Genomic DNA, 16,501 nt, shown 5'->3' with positions numbered 1-16,501 from the left:
CACACAACGACTCTAATAAAGAAGTATAATGCAGATACTTCAAAATTTGGGAGCAAATAAGCGGTGAGGCGTAGAAAATTACGTGAGCACAAGCCCTCAAATCTTGAAGCATCAAAGGTATATAAGAGCAATTTTAAGGAAAAAGTATTTATGAGTGTAGTAAATTTTTACGGACAATTAAGTAATACTCAACAATTTGATCAGATAAGAATTAATATAGCAAGTCCAGAACAAGTACGTTCATGGTCTTTTGGTGAAGTAATAAAACCTGAAACTATTAATTATCGTACTTTTAAACCTGAAAAAGATGGTTTATTTTGTGCAAGAATTTTTGGTCCAGTAAAAGATTATGAATGTCTTTGCGGTAAGTATAAGCGAATGAAAAATCGTGGTATTACTTGTGAAAAGTGCGGTGTTGAGGTTACTGTTTCTAGAGTAAGACGTGAAAGAATGGGGCATATTGAACTTGCTGCTCCCGTTGCTCATATTTGGTTTCTAAAATCTCTTCCTTCAAGAATTAGTACGCTTCTTGATATGACGATGCGAGATATAGAAAAAATTCTTTATTTTGAAAATTATGTTGTAGTTGATCCTGGATTATCTATTCTACAAAAAGGCGAGCTTTTAACTGAAGAAGAACTGCAAAAAGCAAAGGATAAATACGGGGAAGATGCGTTTACTGCGTCTATTGGTGCAGAAGTAGTACAACAAATGCTAAAAGAGCTTGATTTCCCAACATTAAAGCAAGAGCTATACGAAGAACTACAAAATACGACTTCAGAAGTAAAAAAGAAAAAGTTAGTAAAGCGTTTAAAATTAGTAGAAGACTTTTTAGAATCTAAAAATAAGCCAGAATGGATGATTATGAACGTATTGCCGGTCATGCCTCCTGAACTTAGACCGCTTGTTATGTTAGATGGCGGAAGATTTGCTACTTCAGATCTTAATGAACTTTATAGAAGAGTAATTAATAGAAATAATCGTTTAAAGAAGCTTATAGAGTCAAAAGCACCTGATATAATTGTTAGAAATGAAAAAAGAATGCTGCAAGAAGCAGTAGATGCGTTATTTGATAACGGACGCCGTGGTAGAGCAGCAAAAAATGCTAATAAGCGTCCGTTTAAGTCATTAAGCGATATGCTAAAAGGTAAGCAAGGTCGTTTCCGTCAAAACTTACTTGGTAAAAGGGTGGACTACTCAGGACGTTCAGTTATCGTAGTAGGACCTGAGCTTAAACTTCATCAGTGTGGTTTACCTAAAAAAATGGCTCTAGAATTGTTCAAGCCGTTCATTTATTCAAAACTTGAATTATATGGTATTGCTACAACTATTAAAGCAGCTAAAAGAATGGTTGAGGCTGAAAAGCCTGAAGTTTGGGATGTGCTTGAGGAAGTCATAATAGAACACCCTGTATTACTTAACAGAGCTCCGACATTGCACCGTTTAGGTATTCAGGCATTTGAGCCGTTATTAATTGAAGGTAAAGCAATACAGCTTCACCCGCTTGTTTGTGCTGCTTTTAATGCGGACTTTGACGGGGACCAAATGGCTGTACATATTCCTTTATCGATTGAAGCCCAGCTTGAAGCTAGGGTATTTATGATGTCTACTAATAATATCTTAAGTCCTGCTAATGGACGTCCTATTATTGTACCAGATAAAGATATAGTACTCGGCTTATATTATTTAACGCTTGCTTTTGATCATGAGGTAGGTGAGGGTATGATGTTCTCAGACTTAACTGAAATGGAGCATGCTTTATATAACAAATTTATAACGATTCATACTAAGATAAAATATCGTCGTAATCAGTTAAATGCTGAGGGTAAAATAGTTCCTGTTATAGTTGATACTACTTATGGAAGATTAATGGTTGGTGAGTTGTTGCATTCTAATCCTAATATAGAATATAAGTTTATTAATAAGCCTTTAACTAAAAAGGATATATCTCTAGTAATAGATTTAGTCTATCGTCACTGCGGTCAAAAAGCTACAGTAATTTTTGCTGATCAGTTGATGAAACTTGGTTTCAAATATGCTTGTTCTTCAGGCATTTCTTTTGGTATGGATGATATGGTTGTACCAAAATCTAAAATTGTTCATATCGATGAAACACAGCTTGAGATTAAGGAATTTGAGCAGCAATATTCAAATGGTTTAATTACTTACGGCGAAAAATATAACAAGGTAATTGATGCATGGTCAAGATGTACTGATAGAGTAGCTAATGACATGATGAAAGAAATTGCTAAGCCACCTGTTAGTGATGATTCAAATCAACAGAAGATAAACTCTATATATATGATGGCTATTTCAGGTGCTAGAGGGTCTTTCCAGCAGATTAAACAGCTTGGTGGTATGCGTGGACTTATGACTAAATCAAATGGTCAAATTATACCAACACCTATTATCGCTAACTTTAAGGAAGGATTAACAGTATTTGAATGCTTTAACTCTGCTAACGGAATGCGTAAAGGACAAATAGATACAGCTTTAAAAACCGCAAGCTCAGGTTACTTAACAAGAAAATTAGTGGATGTTGCACAAGATTGTATTATTACTGAAAAAGATTGTAACACCGATAAGGGTATTGAAGTAAAGAGTATTATAGAAGGTGGTGAAGTAATAGTGCCTTTAGCTGAAATGATTTTAGGTCGTACGGCAGCTATTAATATATATCATCCGGTGACTAATGATTTAATTCTCACCAAAGGTGAATTAATTAATGAGTCTAAATTAGAGCAAATCGAGTCTGCAGGTTTAGATAGAATTATGATTAAGTCAGTACTAACCTGTGAAAGTTCCACCGGTATATGTGCTATATGTTATGGTAGAGATCTTGCTACTGGTTCGTTAGTTTCCGAAGGGGAAGCTATAGGGGTGATCGCTGCTCAATCTATCGGTGAGCCAGGTACACAGCTTACAATGAGAACTTTCCATATCGGAGGAGCAGCAACGAAAGGAGCAGAAGTATCTTCTGTAGAAGCTTCATATGATGCAAAAGTAAAAATTCTTAGCCGTAACGTGGTTATTAATTCCGAAGAACGCAAAATTGTTATGAGCCATAACTGTGAGTTATTATTACTTGATAATAACGGCAATGAAAAAGCTCGTAGTAAAATCCCATATGGTGCAAGATTACTTGTTGATGAGGGCGATATGGTTACTAAGACGCAAAAGCTTGCAGAATGGGATCCATATACCATACCTATTATTACTGAAAAATCTGGTAAGGTATTATTCAAAGATATGGTTGAGGGGATTTCGGTTCGTGATGTAACTGATGAAGCAACTGGTATTCCAAGCAAAGTTATCATCGAATCAAAACAATATTCACGTGGAGCCGAACTAAGACCACGAATCCAGCTTCTTGACGCTAAGGGTGAAATTATCATGTTATCAAATGGTTTAGAAGCAAGATATTATTTACCAGTTGGAGCGGTTTTAAGTGTAGAAGATGGGGTACAAATATCAGTAGGTGATATAATTGCACGTATTCCTAAAGAGTCAACTACTACTAAGGATATTACTGGTGGTTTACCAAGAGTAGCTGAGCTTTTCGAAGCAAGACGTCCAAAAGATCATGCAGTGATTGCTGAGATAGATGGGAGAGTAGAGTTTGGTAAAGATTATAAATCTAAGAGACGTATTATTATACACCCAGTTGATGGTTCAATGGGTCTTGAGTATATGGTACCGAAAGGTAAGCATGTTGTGGTTAATGAGGGAGACTTTGTTAAGAAAGGTGACTTATTAATTGATGGTAATCCAGTACTTCAGGATATTTTAAAAGTGATGGGTGTAGAGCTTCTTGCAAGCTATATTGTTAAAGAGGTTCAAGCTGTTTATCGTCTACAAGGGGTAAAAATTGATGATAAGCACATAGAAGTAATTATTCGTCAGATGTTACAGAAAGTAGAAATAACAGACTCAGGCGGTACTACATTATTAGTAGGCGAGAAGATAGATCGACGTGAATTTGATGAAATAAATGAAAAAGCAATTAAGAATGGTTTAAGACCTGCTGATGCTCAGTTAATATTACAAGGTATTACTAAGTCTTCTCTGCAAACTAGATCATTTATATCTGCTGCATCATTCCAAGAAACTACTAGGGTTTTAACTGAAGCTGCTATTGCTGGTAAGGTTGATAAGCTACGAGGACTGAAAGAGAATGTTATAGTTGGGCGTTTAGTACCTGCAGGAACAGGTTTCTTTATGGATAAAATGCGTAAAGTAGCAGCAAAACTTGACGAAGAAAATGCTTAAGGTTAAAAAGCAATCTCATAGTGATATTCCTGAGATTGCTTCGTCAAAATTCAGCTATTAATTAAAAAAGATATAGAGTCTTGTTATACTGACTAAAGATAGTATTATCCGCTTTTTTCTCAACGGATAATACTAAAGTTATTAATTATTTCCCCTTTTCCACACCTGGTTTACAGAATAATTTTCCTAAACATAAAAATGAATATATCCCACAAAAACCAATAATTATATAAAGTAACTTAACAATAATTGGAAATGAACCGAATAAAAGTGTTACTAGGTTAAAATTGAATAATCCAATTAGCCCCCAATTTATAGCACCTATAGAAGATAGTAAATGTATAGTAGTGATAAGTGGATTACTAGAAGTATTTATTAGCATATTTTGCTCTCCATATTATTGATGTTTAAGTAAATCTAGACTTCAAAACAATTTACCATACAATTATAATTTCCTATTTTTAGATAGATGTCCATTTAAATTTTTATATTTGTAAAATTATTTTACAAGTTATTAATTTTTCTTAAATGTTTGGTATATTACAGGGATAACAAAAATTGTAAATATAGTACCAATGCTTAAGCCACCAACTATTACAAGACCAATAGAATTACGGGCAGCAGCTCCCGCACCTGTTGCAAAAATTAGTGGTATACTACCTACGACAGCAGCAAGTGTAGTCATTAAAATTGGTCGCAGGCGAAGAGTACAAGCTTCTATTATAGCATTTCTAATATTTGCTCCTTTTTCCCTTAGTTGGTTAGCAAATTCTACTATCATAATAGAGTTCTTAGTGATTAGCCCAATTAAAGTAATAAGCCCGATATTACTATACATATTAAGGCTGTTACCTGAAATCCAAAGAGTAAGCACCCCACCGGTTATTGAAAAAGGTACAGCAAGCAATATTAATAACGGATCAACAAAGCTTTCAAATTGTGCTGCAAGCACCAAATAAATGAATATGAGAGCAAAGCCAAATGTCATAAGCATATTACTATCTGCTTCTTTCATTTGTTTAATTTCTCCGATATATTCGAGTATAGTGTTACTCGAATCAAGTAAGTTAGCTGCTATTTTATTAATTTCGTTAATCGCATCTTCAATTTTGCTATCAGGGCTAAGGTCGGAAGAGATGGTAACAGATTTTGAGTTGTTATAATGGCTATATGATTTTACGGATATTTTTTCTGTGATATTAGCTATTGATTCAAGGGGCAACATATTATTATTCTTTGTCGGTATTAGAATTTTACTAAAATCACTAATGCTACTACGATCTTTTTGATTAAATTGCAGAATTACTTCATATAAATCGTTCCCCATTCTAAAATCACCTACTTGTTGACCTGCCAGCAAATATTGCACTGTTTTACCAATATTTGCCATATTCATTCCATATAAATAAGCTTTATCACGATTAATTTCGATAGCAATAGTTGGCATTGCTGATTGTAGGTTCCTATTAACATTAGAAAAAATCGGGTTTGCTTTCATTATATCTATAAATTGCTGCGATATTTTATCTAGATCATCATACTCAAGATTTGTTTGAATAGTAAATTCGATAGGGCTACCTCCGCCACTACTGACCATTGAGCGAGGATCCATAGCAAAAACTTGCATACCTACTATCTCGGAGAACTGCTTATTCAGCATATTCTTAATTGTTTCTTGCGATCTAGAACGCTGCTTCCAATCTTTTAATGGTACGAAAGAAAAGACATTATCACTACCGCCTGCTCCTATTACCATTAAGTAACCTGCTATATCTTTGTAATTAGCAAGGATTTTCTCGGCTTCTATTACTATTTCGGTGGAATGCTCTAAGCTGGATCCTTCCGGTCCTTTAAAAGATAATTGCAAGAACCCATCATCTTCTTGAGGTATAAAGGTTTTTTGCACAAACTTAAAACTGATTATTAATACCACAAACGACGCAGCAATAATTAGGACAAATTTCTTTTTATTATCAAAAGTTAGGTTTAGGTAATGAATATATCTATCCTGTATTAATTGTAAAAGCTCATTAAATTTAACTAAAAATTTAAGAGTCGGAGCGTTATGCTTAGTAATCATACGGCTTGACATCATGGGTGTTAAGGTTAAGGCTACAAACCCCGAAAATAAAACGCAGAATGCTAAAGTCCATGCGAATTCTATGAATAATTTCCCAACAAACCCATCTATAAATCCAACAGGTAAAAATACAGCAGCAAGTGTAATAGTCATTGCAATAATTGCGAACCCTATTTCTTTAGATGCGAGCAATGCCGCCTCCATAGGTTTATGACCCATTTCATTGTATCTAAATATATTTTCAAGCATAACTATTGCATCATCTACCACAAGCCCGATTGCAAGGATCATGGCAAGTAGCGTAAAGATATTGATAGAAAACCCCATAGCATACATTACGCTGAAAGTACCTATTAACGATACAGGAATAGTAACAAATGGAATTAGGGTAATTTTAGCAGAGGCAAGAAATAAATATGTTACTAAAATCACTAATATTAAAGCTTCAAAAATGGTTTGAAATACTGCATAAATTGAAGCTCTAACAGGTTTTGCTCCATCATACGCAATATTTAAGCTTATTCCTTTAGGAAGTGACTCTTTTACTTTTTCAATCTCTTTTGTAACATCATTTGATAAATCTATAACGTTAGCTTTAGATTCTTTGATAACCCCAAGAGCAATAGAATTTTTCCCATTATACCTAAATAATACTTCACTATCTGGAGCAGTTAAATATACTTTAGCTATATCTTGTAGTTTGATTATACTATTATCTTGGACTTTTATTATAATATTGCCAAATTCTTCCGGTTTAGATAAAGAACCTTCAAGAGTTACTATAAAATTATTTACTCCCGTTTTAATGTTACCAGCAGGATAATCTTTATTCTGTTCTCTTATGGCAACCTCAATATCTAATAAAGAAATTTTATGTTGATATAATTTTTTAGGATCAGGCTCTATTCTCATTATATATTCATTGCCGCCATAAATTTGTGACTGTCCTACGCTTTCTAGTTTATCTAAAGGAGTTTGCAAATAATCTTCAACAATTTTTGTTAACTCTAAATCATTATATTGTTCACTTTCAACGCTTATAAAAAGACTTGGAAAGCTATCAGCATCAAGCTTTGCAACTGAAGGTGCTTTCATATCCTGTGGAAACATATAAGTTATATCTGATATTTTAGAGCGTACATCGTTTAATGCTACTTCAATATCTGTAGATAATAAGAAAGATAAAGTAATACTACTTTGCCCAGTACTACTTTGTGAGGTTATATAATCTAGATTTTTAACTGTTTTTAAAGCCTTTTCTATTCGGGTTGTGATTTCTTTTTCCATATATAAAGCATCAGCACCAGCATAAAAAGCATTGACGTTTATACTAGGAATTGAAATATCTGGCGTACCTCTAATTTGTAGCTTAGTGAAAAAAATTGTTCCAAGAACTAAAATAACTAAACTTAAAACAGTTGCAAATACCGGACGTTTTATGCAAATTTCAGATAATAACATTTGATTTGATGTTCTCTTTGATATATTTATTGTAAATTTTTACTTGAATTATTTAATTATATCCAGCTTTGAAAGCATAACTGATGTAAAATGGCTACATTTTTTTATCAATTATACAATTATATATATCTTTAAAATTTTATAAATAACGGATATTTGCAGTAAACTAAGAGTTTGTTATAATTAAATAACCTAGTTAAAAAATAAAAAAATATATTGATGTGCATTATTGCTAGTTGTATATATTGTACTACGACAGTAATGTATTAACCCATTAAATAGAGAGTTGATTTTTTATGAGTACACAACCTAAAAAAATGAATAAGACAGAATTTATTGCTTTTATGACTGAGCATGGTCACCACCATAAACATCAGGGGCATAAATCATTTACAAAAGCTGATGCAGAAAAGGCACTTAATTGGGTGCTTGAATCTATAATTTCTGCTACTAAACATCAACATAGTGTTAATATCACAGGTTTTGGTTCGTTTGGAATACAAAGCAGAAAATCAAGAGAAGGTCGTAATCCAAAAACAGGAGCAAAAATGACTATACCTGCTTATAAGCAACCTGTATTTAAAGCTGGAAGTAAACTTAAAGAAGCTTGTAATAATAAGTAACTTATATTTTTTTCCTATAGTACCGCAGTTAAGCCTGAGGTACAGTCGTGGGACTGTTAGCAGTCCTATAGCTTTAGTAGTATAATTATGCTTCAAGAATCATGGCATTAAAGGAAGCCTTAACTATATAGTTTATATGATAATTGAGCATCTAGAATTTAGTTTAAAACATAAAAAGCTACATAATAGCTGGCTTATTGAAGCAGAAAATATAGAGCAAGCTTTAAAAGATATAGAGAAATTTATATGTTCAAAGCTTTTAAAGAATAGTATTCCTCTTGAAAATAATCCAGATTATCATCTTATTGCTAGAGAAGTTTCTGCTACGTCTAATGCTAAGAATATCTCTATCGAGCAAATAAGAAAATTACAGGAGTTCTTAAGTAAAACCTCTGCAATTTCAGGCTGTAAGGTTGCCGTAATTTATTCGGCAGATCTTATGAATCTGAATGCTGCAAATTCATGTTTAAAGATTTTAGAAGACACCCCTAAAAATAGTTATATATTTCTAATTACTTCAAGAGCTTCAAGTATAATTTCTACCATCAGATCTAGATGTTTTAAAATTAGTACTAAATCGTCTGAAAGAATTTCTGAAGAAGAATTATATTATAAATTTATTCAGCCTATAGCAGATAATGAAAACTTAAATTCTAAATTAGAGTTTATTAAGCAATTTAATGCTAAAGATAGAGAGTTATGGTTAGATTTTACTGATAATATACTCTTATTAATGAATAGAATTCTAAAAAAATCTTCAAATATTGATGTTGAGTTTTCTGATTTAGAAAATAAAATATTTCATGCATTACCGAATCGTAACCTTTCTTATCTAATTCAAAAATTTGCTGACATAAAAAAGCTAATATATAATACAATCGATTATGATTTAGATTTAAAAGCTAGTTATATATTAGTGATGAGTGAGTTTTCTTAAGAAGATCATTCATCAAAGATGGAGTTACTAAGTACAGTGTTACCTATTACTTCTATATATTTAATATCATCTGTAGTAACTTCAATTGATACTTTAAAATTCCTAGTACAACTAATAATATCCGAGGTATTATTGTTAAGTAATTCACATATTAATAATACTGTATCTTGAACAGCTAGCTTTGCTATTTGATCGTTTATAGATTTAGGATTAGATTCGGGATTTATTATTTTTTTCAAATTTTTAATAAGTTTTCTTTACTTAGTTATTTGCAAGTTCTTTAGATTCTTGTTTTTTGGTAATTTCAGCAATTTAATATTTTTGTAAATTTTTATCTCATTTTAAGACATTTTTGCATAATATTGCTTTAATTTATAAGGTTTTTTAAAATATATATTTTTTAGCATAAAACTAATATGTTGTATAAAAGTCACAAATATTGTTGTTGCTAAAATGCAAAGAGAGAAATATATTAGACAAAGACTTTATTTAATTATTTATCTTTATGTTTAAAACTTTAACACAAAATTTAACGAAGATTTTTGATCGGCTAGTAAGCTCAGGGCTTTTAACTGAAGAGCAAATAGATGCTGCTTTAAGAGATATAAGAGTTGCTCTTTTAGAGTCGGATGTTGCTCTGCCTGTAATAAAAAATTTCGTAGCAGAAGTTAAACAAAAAGCCTTAGGACAGGAAGTTATCAAATCCGTTTCACCCGGGCAGATGATAATTAAAATTATTCATGAAGAGATGATAAATATTTTATCCTCTAGTGAAGATGAGATAAAACTAAATTTAAATGCAAAACCGCCGGTAAATCTTTTAATGGTAGGCTTGCAAGGTAGCGGTAAAACTACAGCAAGTGGTAAGCTAGCGTTGCGTCTTAAAAATCAGAATAAAAAAGTTTTATTAGTCTCTCTTGATACTTATAGACCGGCAGCACAAGAGCAGCTAGAAATACTTGCAAATTCGGTAAAAATTAATTCACTGCCGATTATTAAAGGTGAAAAGCCTCTTGATATAGTTAAAAGAGCAATGGCTGAAGCCAGATTATCGGCATATGATGTAGTTATTTATGATACTGCCGGAAGAACGCAAATTGATCAAGAAATGATGAATGAGGCGATAGCTATTAAGAAGCTAGTAGAGCCAACCGAAACGTTGTTAGTAATCGACAGCATGACAGGGCAAGATGCGGTAGTTACGGCTAGTAGCTTTAATGAGCAGCTAGAAATTTCAGGATTAATTTTGTCAAGAATTGATGGTGACTCTAAGGGTGGTGCGGCATTAAGCGTAAAATATATTACGCAAAGACCAATTAAGTTTTTAAGCAGTGGCGAGAAACTAACCGATTTAGAAGAGTTCGATGCTAAACGTATAGCGTCTAGAATACTTGATATGGGGGATATTATCTCTTTCGTTGAAAAAGCAGCAAGTATAGTAGATAGAGAACAAGCAGAAAAAACAGCAGCTAAATTAAAAAAAGGTAAGTTTGATTTAAATGATTACCTACAACAAATGAAAAGTATAAAAAAGATGGGTGGTTTTGGTAGTATACTTAGTATGCTTCCTGGTAGCGGTAAGATTATGGATCAGATAGATCAATCGAAGTTAAACAGTAAAATAATCGAGCATCAAGAAGCAATCATTTTATCTATGACCCCAAAGGAAAGAAGAAATCCCGATATTATTAATGCTTCTCGCAGAAAACGTATAGCTTTGGGTGCTGGAACTACAGTACAGAAAGTAAATATTCTATTAAAACAATTCAAGCAAATAAGTGACATGATGAAAAAAGCAAGCAACATGAATCCTAAAAACTTGCTTCGCAGTGGACTTGGAAAGTTGTTTTCCTAAAAGCAAATCACCACTTTTAATTAAAAAAATAATATTATTATACCATTAGTAGAAATACATATAATTCCTTTTATATTAACAGTGTATCAATAATTAAGTGTCTACAAAGCCTAAGCACGACGAAATTATCCGAAGTGCGTTTGAGAATCCAATAGTTGCCAAAGAATTTTTTGAGATGCACTTATACTCGATGAACTTCAAAAATTGGCGTTGTCGTTCTATAAGATCTGCGGTACTCACGTATTAAGTAACTGCTTCCGTTCCTCGCCTTATAAACTCCTAGCTCTTTTTCAAATAAAACGAGTATACAGCTGATCTTTTGCCTAAATTCGCTAAAATTGATATCGGTATTGATCATATAGAACTAATTTTATACTACACTTTGACCAAGATTAAGCAAAGTGATATAATAGAAGTAGAAAAACTACTTAAATCAAAATTAAATCCTAAAAAAAGAGAAAACGTTATGAAAAGTATAGCTCACCACTGGATGCAACAAGGTAAAGAAGAAGCAAGAGAAGAAGCAAAAGCTATTATGGCAGAGAAAATGCAGGAAGAGAAGATTGCTATAGCTAGAAATTTAATTAAAGCAGGTCTAAAAATTGATTTAATTGCTACCTCAACTGGTTTAAATGAAGACGAAATCAAAAAACTTAAATAAGCCAATCGTCAAAATTAAATCCTAAAAAAAGAGAGAACATTATGGGAAGCATAACTCATCATTGGATACAACAAGGTAGAAAAGAAGAAAAAATTATTATGGCAAAAGAAATGATGAAAGAAAGACTTACCTTAGAGTCGGTTATAAAAATTACGAAATTATCTAAAGCAGAAATTGAGTAGTTAAAGTAAGTTATATTTATGAAAGAAGTTAAGGCGAATGATTTAAGCATATATATTCATTGGTCTTTTTGTTTGTCTAAATGTCCTTATTGTGATTTTAATTCCCATATAGCGAATAGTATAGATGATGATAATTGGCTTAAATCTTATGAGAAAGAAATAGAATATTTTAAAGATATTATTCAAAATAAATATATAAAATCTATTTTTTTCGGCGGAGGCACTCCTTCTTTGATGAATCCTAAAATTGTTGAGGGAATAATAAATAAAATTAGTGAACTCGCAAGAATAGATAAGCAAACTGAAATAACACTAGAGGCTAACCCAACTTCATTTGAGACAGAAAAATTTAAGGCGTTTAAAGCCGCCGGTATTAATCGTGTTTCGATTGGAGTACAATCTTTAAGAGAGGATGACTTAAAAAAGCTTGGCAGAACTCATGATTCATTGCAGGCTATTAAAACGATTGAATCCGCTAATAAAATTTTTTCTAGAGTTTCGTTTGATCTGATATATGCTCGTAGCGGTCAGGAATTAAAAGATTGGCAGCAAGAACTAAAGCAAGCAATGGAACTTGTTACGGGGCATATTTCTCTTTATCAGCTTACCATTGAAAAAGGTACACCGTTTTATAAGTTGTTTCATGATGGTAATTTGATCCTTCCAAGTTCTGATATAGCAGCTGAAATGTATGAGTGGACGAATGATTATCTAGAATCTCAAAATTATTTTAGATATGAAATATCTAATTATGCTAGAAAAGGACAAGAATGTGTGCATAATTTAACCTATTGGAATTATAATGATTATTTAGGTATAGGTCCTGGTGCTCACAGTAGAATAATTGAAAATCCTAGTTCAGTATCGGCAATTATGATGTGGCATAAGCCGGAAAAATGGTTAGAAGCAGTTAATAATAAAAATAATGGTATTCAAACTAATTCTAAGTTAACCAAGCAAGAGATAATTGAAGAAATTTTGATGATGGGATTACGCCTTAAAAATGGCATAAATATTTCTGCATTGGAGCAGAAAATAGATGCAAAATTAGAGAATATTTTAGATATTAGCAGCCTTAACCACTATCAAGAATTAGATTTAATTAGGTTAGATGAAAATATCTATCTAACCTATAAGGGTTTAATGCTGCATAGTTATATAGTTCCAAGGCTTTTACAAATCTGAAATAGAGAGTATACTCGTTTTATTTGAAAAATTGGCTATGTAGTATTTGCAAATCCTCAGATGCTCACGTACTTATTGTATGCTCCGCTCCTCGTCTTACAGACTCCATGCTCTTTTCCAAATTGATACTATCGTCTATCCAACTCTTCATTTATTAGATGTATACCTTTAATACTTCAAGATTTAGCAAGCCAAATTTCGGGATTCGTCTTTGCTCACGTAGTCTATCTACGTTCCGCAGACTCACCGCTTATTTGACTTACCAACTTTTGAAGTATTTGCGGTATATACTAACTCTGTACTCTCCTTATTTTCTTAGTTAATCGTTAAGTTGCTTTTCTATCCATTTTTTATGTTTTTGTTCATCCTTAAAACCCTGTTCTAAAACCTTTTCTGCATCATGCCATTTATCAGCATGATTATTTAGCCTTTCATAAGCAGTGTTAGTATCTTCTTCATTTGAAAGCATAGCATGTAATATAGCTCTATCGCCAATCTGTGTAGCAAGTACTACTTTGCCTTTTGTTAGCCATTGTTTACTGCTAGGACCATTTACTTTTTCTTCTTTATGTTTTAATAACAGTTCATTTAATTCTTTTACATGTCTTTCGTGATCTTCCTTAAACCTTTGTAATTGTATTTTATAATTCTCATCGGTAATTCTATTAATGGTCATATGCTTCTATAGCATCATAATCAAGTTCAATCAGTTCCTTTATTGCATCTACAAAATTATTTTGGATTCCTACTAAAGTTGTCATTTTATCCTCCTTAATTATTTTATTGCAACTATAAGGTTACACCTTAATATTTTTCAAGTCAAGGTTAAAAAACAACAGTTAAACAAAATTTTTATATGTAAATAAAAAATAGTTTTTATTTAATAATAATAACGATTTATAATTATTTATTTTTATAATATTTTTAGATATCAACTCCTTAACAATTCATTAATACTAACTTTAGCTCTCGTATTTTTATCAACCTGTTTTACGATAACAGCACAATAAAGTCCTGGTTTATCTGTTTCTTTATTAGGTAATACTCCTGGCACTACTACAGAGTAGGGAGGTACTCTACCATAGATAATCTCACCACTATCTCTATAAACTATTTTTGTAGAAGCTCCGATAAAGACACCCATACTAACTACCGCTCCTTCTTCTACTATAACCCCTTCAGCAATTTCCGATCTTGCCCCAATAAAACAATTATCTTCAATAATAACAGGCTTTGCTTGAAGTGGTTCAAGCACGCCACCGATTCCAGTACCGCCTGAAATATGGCAATTTTTACCGATTTGAGCACATGAACCAATAGTAGCCCATGTATCAATCATTGTTCCCTCATCTATATAAGCACCGATATTGATAAAAGACGGCATAATGACAACATTTTTAGCAATATATGTGCCGGTTCTAACAAACGATCCTGGGACTTTGCGTATGCCGGCTTCTTTAAACTTGTCAAGCTCAGCATCAAAAGGAAATTTAGGGGCAACTTTGTCATACCAACTATTATAATTATTATTATAAAGCTGTGATTCAGTCGTCATAAAATATAAAAGAATTGCTTTTTTTACCCATTCATTAACTTGCCAACTATTTTCTTGTCTTTCACAAACACGAATAGTACCTTTATTTAGGCTTTCTATAACATCGTGCAGTATTTTTTTTAATGCTGAAAGTTTTACGGAGTCTTGTAATAGCTTGTCCTTTATTTGCCAAGCTTCTTCAATTTCTTTGATATATGGGAGCATAATTTTTAACTGTTATATTGCTAAAAATCATAAATAACTTTATCATGAAGTCAAATATAAAAAAATTTACTATGTATATTAGTTGTCCTAATTGTCAAACAAAATTTATTGTCTCAAATAATCAAATAGGTATTAACGGACGACGTGTTAAATGCTCTAAATGTAGGCATATCTGGTATCAAAAATTAGATTATAATACCAGTAAATTAAGTGATTTTGATGAAGATAAATTCGAAGCCGTTAAAACACCTGTTAAAAATGGATATGGTAATCAATTTTCTGCAAACGTACCAGTGATTTTGCCATATATTCCACCTAAGCGAAAATATAACGTCTTTCCATTCTTGTGGACTAGCTTTATAATTTTTTGTTTAGCTATATTACTGCTAGATAGCTTTAAATACTTGAGCAAGTATGATCAGCTAAAAATAGAGGAAATTAAATTAGGAAGTTCGCATAATGCTGGTACTATAAAAATGTTTTATAAAATATCTAATAACTCTGATTATTTAATATCTAATCCTTTAATTAAAGTTAGGGCGATGGATCATAATAATAGAGTTCTGGATGAATATGTATCTATTACAAAGCTCAAAGCAAAAATCCCTCCAAAGCAAGATACGTATGTAGAAATGGAAATCAAAGGGCTTCCAGCTGCTGCAAAATATATTGATGTTACTGTGGGAAATAAGCTTGGGTTGTTATTAACGCCAGTTTAGGATAAGGAGGTCTGAGGATAAGCAAGTAGTGTTAGAAATTTTTTAGATTTATTGAAATTAAAAGCATTTACGCAAGAAAGTATATGAACTAAGAAATTAATAGGGGAGCGATGTCTTGAATGTTCAAGGTTCATGCTGTTTTTTAGTACATTAAATACTGATTCAATTATTGATCTGCTTTTTAAGAGTATTTTATCTTCTATATCTAATAAATGATTTTTCATATCCTTGCGAATCCCAGTAAATAACCGTAGCCCACGACTAAATAATTTAGCGGACATTTCCTTAGAAATATAAGCCTTGTCTCCAAATAATTTACCCCATAATCCTTTGGTAATTGAGTCTACAGCAGATAAATCACTAGCATTACCCTTTGTTATTTTAATTGCCATAATCTGACCTTTATTATTAATTACAATATGTAATTTAAATCCCATAAACCATCCGTAACTACTCATACCTATTTTAGCAATGCCACTAAACACTTTATTATTATTTGTACGTTTTGCATGACATATCGATAATTTGGTTGAATCAACAAAATATATACCAGTCTCATCTCCTGTAAATAATTGTAACATTATAGTTAAAGGTAATACTAATCTTGGCCACAACTGGATTATCCGACTGTAACTAGGAAGACTAAAATATCCTCTATATTTACATGATAGATGATATAAATAATAATTCTTAAAATCTTTGCATGGAGATATATAAAAATATAATACTATAGTTATATAGTTCTGAAAGCCTTAAACTCCCTGATCTCC

General features: G+C 32.0%; 14 protein-coding genes. 8 read left to right on the top strand and 6 right to left on the bottom strand.

Annotated features, from left to right (window positions below):
• Nucleotides 1-150 precede the first annotated feature (150 nt).
• Nucleotides 151-4,269 (top strand): DNA-directed RNA polymerase subunit beta', encoded by a 4,119-nt coding sequence (rpoC, locus tag AAGD54_RS07170; protein WP_341794474.1) that lies wholly within the window; start codon nt 151-153, stop codon nt 4,267-4,269.
• Nucleotides 4,270-4,414: 145 nt separating this feature from the next.
• Here the strand turns inward: rpoC and AAGD54_RS07165 are convergent, their stop codons facing one another.
• The gene (locus tag AAGD54_RS07165; RefSeq protein ID WP_016947643.1) at nt 4,415-4,651 is read right to left on the bottom strand and encodes a DUF378 domain-containing protein; all 237 of its coding nucleotides are present in this window, start codon (nt 4,649-4,651) and stop codon (nt 4,415-4,417) included.
• A gap of 132 nt (nt 4,652-4,783) precedes the next feature.
• Nucleotides 4,784-7,810 carry an efflux RND transporter permease subunit gene (locus tag AAGD54_RS07160; RefSeq protein WP_341794473.1) on the bottom strand — a complete coding sequence of 1,009 codons (3,027 nt, stop codon included), beginning with the start codon at nt 7,808-7,810 and terminating at the stop codon, nt 4,784-4,786.
• A gap of 317 nt (nt 7,811-8,127) precedes the next feature.
• On the opposite strand from AAGD54_RS07160, the gene AAGD54_RS07155 reads away from it, so the two are divergent.
• Together AAGD54_RS07155 and AAGD54_RS07150 are read left to right on the top strand one after the other, a co-directional pair.
• Nucleotides 8,128-8,433 carry an HU family DNA-binding protein gene (locus AAGD54_RS07155; RefSeq protein ID WP_179852190.1) on the top strand — a complete coding sequence of 102 codons (306 nt, stop codon included), beginning with the start codon at nt 8,128-8,130 and terminating at the stop codon, nt 8,431-8,433.
• A 136-nt stretch (nt 8,434-8,569) separates the two neighbouring features.
• A complete protein-coding gene (locus AAGD54_RS07150) occupies nt 8,570-9,370 on the top strand; it encodes a DNA polymerase III subunit delta' (protein ID WP_341788371.1) in 801 nt (266 codons plus the stop codon).
• A 5-nt stretch (nt 9,371-9,375) separates the two neighbouring features.
• Here AAGD54_RS07150 and AAGD54_RS07145 read toward each other — a convergent pair whose 3' ends face one another.
• A complete protein-coding gene (locus AAGD54_RS07145; protein WP_341788370.1) occupies nt 9,376-9,609 on the bottom strand; it encodes a hypothetical protein in 234 nt (77 codons plus the stop codon).
• 266 nt (nt 9,610-9,875) lie between these two features.
• Here AAGD54_RS07145 and ffh point away from each other — a divergent pair, with 266 nt between their 5' ends.
• The 4 genes from ffh (at nt 9,876) to hemW (ending at nt 13,253) form a co-directional block, all read left to right on the top strand.
• Nucleotides 9,876-11,225 carry a signal recognition particle protein gene (ffh, locus tag AAGD54_RS07140; RefSeq protein WP_341794472.1) on the top strand — a complete coding sequence of 450 codons (1,350 nt, stop codon included), beginning with the start codon at nt 9,876-9,878 and terminating at the stop codon, nt 11,223-11,225.
• A gap of 382 nt (nt 11,226-11,607) precedes the next feature.
• Nucleotides 11,608-11,886 carry a transposase gene (locus AAGD54_RS07135; RefSeq protein WP_341794471.1) on the top strand — a complete coding sequence of 93 codons (279 nt, stop codon included), beginning with the start codon at nt 11,608-11,610 and terminating at the stop codon, nt 11,884-11,886.
• 41 nt (nt 11,887-11,927) lie between these two features.
• Complete coding sequence (locus AAGD54_RS07130) at nt 11,928-12,068, top strand: hypothetical protein (protein WP_341788367.1); 141 nt, start codon at nt 11,928-11,930, stop codon at nt 12,066-12,068.
• Nucleotides 12,069-12,086: 18 nt separating this feature from the next.
• Nucleotides 12,087-13,253, top strand: a complete 1,167-nt coding sequence (hemW, locus tag AAGD54_RS07125; protein WP_341788366.1) for a radical SAM family heme chaperone HemW — start codon at nt 12,087-12,089, stop codon at nt 13,251-13,253.
• A gap of 319 nt (nt 13,254-13,572) precedes the next feature.
• On the opposite strand, the gene AAGD54_RS07120 is transcribed toward hemW, so the two are convergent.
• Complete coding sequence (locus tag AAGD54_RS07120; RefSeq protein WP_341788365.1) at nt 13,573-13,929, bottom strand: ferritin-like domain-containing protein; 357 nt, start codon at nt 13,927-13,929, stop codon at nt 13,573-13,575.
• 255 nt (nt 13,930-14,184) lie between these two features.
• Complete coding sequence (gene dapD, locus AAGD54_RS07115) at nt 14,185-15,012, bottom strand: 2,3,4,5-tetrahydropyridine-2,6-dicarboxylate N-succinyltransferase (RefSeq protein WP_341794470.1); 828 nt, start codon at nt 15,010-15,012, stop codon at nt 14,185-14,187.
• Between the two features lie 71 nt (nt 15,013-15,083).
• Here dapD and AAGD54_RS07110 point away from each other — a divergent pair, with 71 nt between their 5' ends.
• Nucleotides 15,084-15,731, top strand: coding sequence for an MJ0042-type zinc finger domain-containing protein (locus AAGD54_RS07110; protein WP_341795203.1), 648 nt, complete (start codon nt 15,084-15,086; stop codon nt 15,729-15,731).
• Here AAGD54_RS07110 and AAGD54_RS07105 read toward each other — a convergent pair.
• Nucleotides 15,728-16,444, bottom strand: coding sequence for an IS982 family transposase (locus AAGD54_RS07105; RefSeq protein ID WP_341795139.1), 717 nt, complete (start codon nt 16,442-16,444; stop codon nt 15,728-15,730). The two genes, AAGD54_RS07110 and AAGD54_RS07105, sit on opposite strands and share 4 nt — an antisense overlap.
• Nucleotides 16,445-16,501 lie beyond the last annotated feature (57 nt).

Origin of the sequence: Rickettsia endosymbiont of Rhinocyllus conicus, assembly GCF_964026465.1 — a bacterium.
GTDB lineage: Bacteria > Pseudomonadota > Alphaproteobacteria > Rickettsiales > Rickettsiaceae > Rickettsia.
The sequence above is the reverse complement of the archived record's forward strand: the minus strand, read 5'-3'. Positions and strand labels throughout refer to the sequence as shown.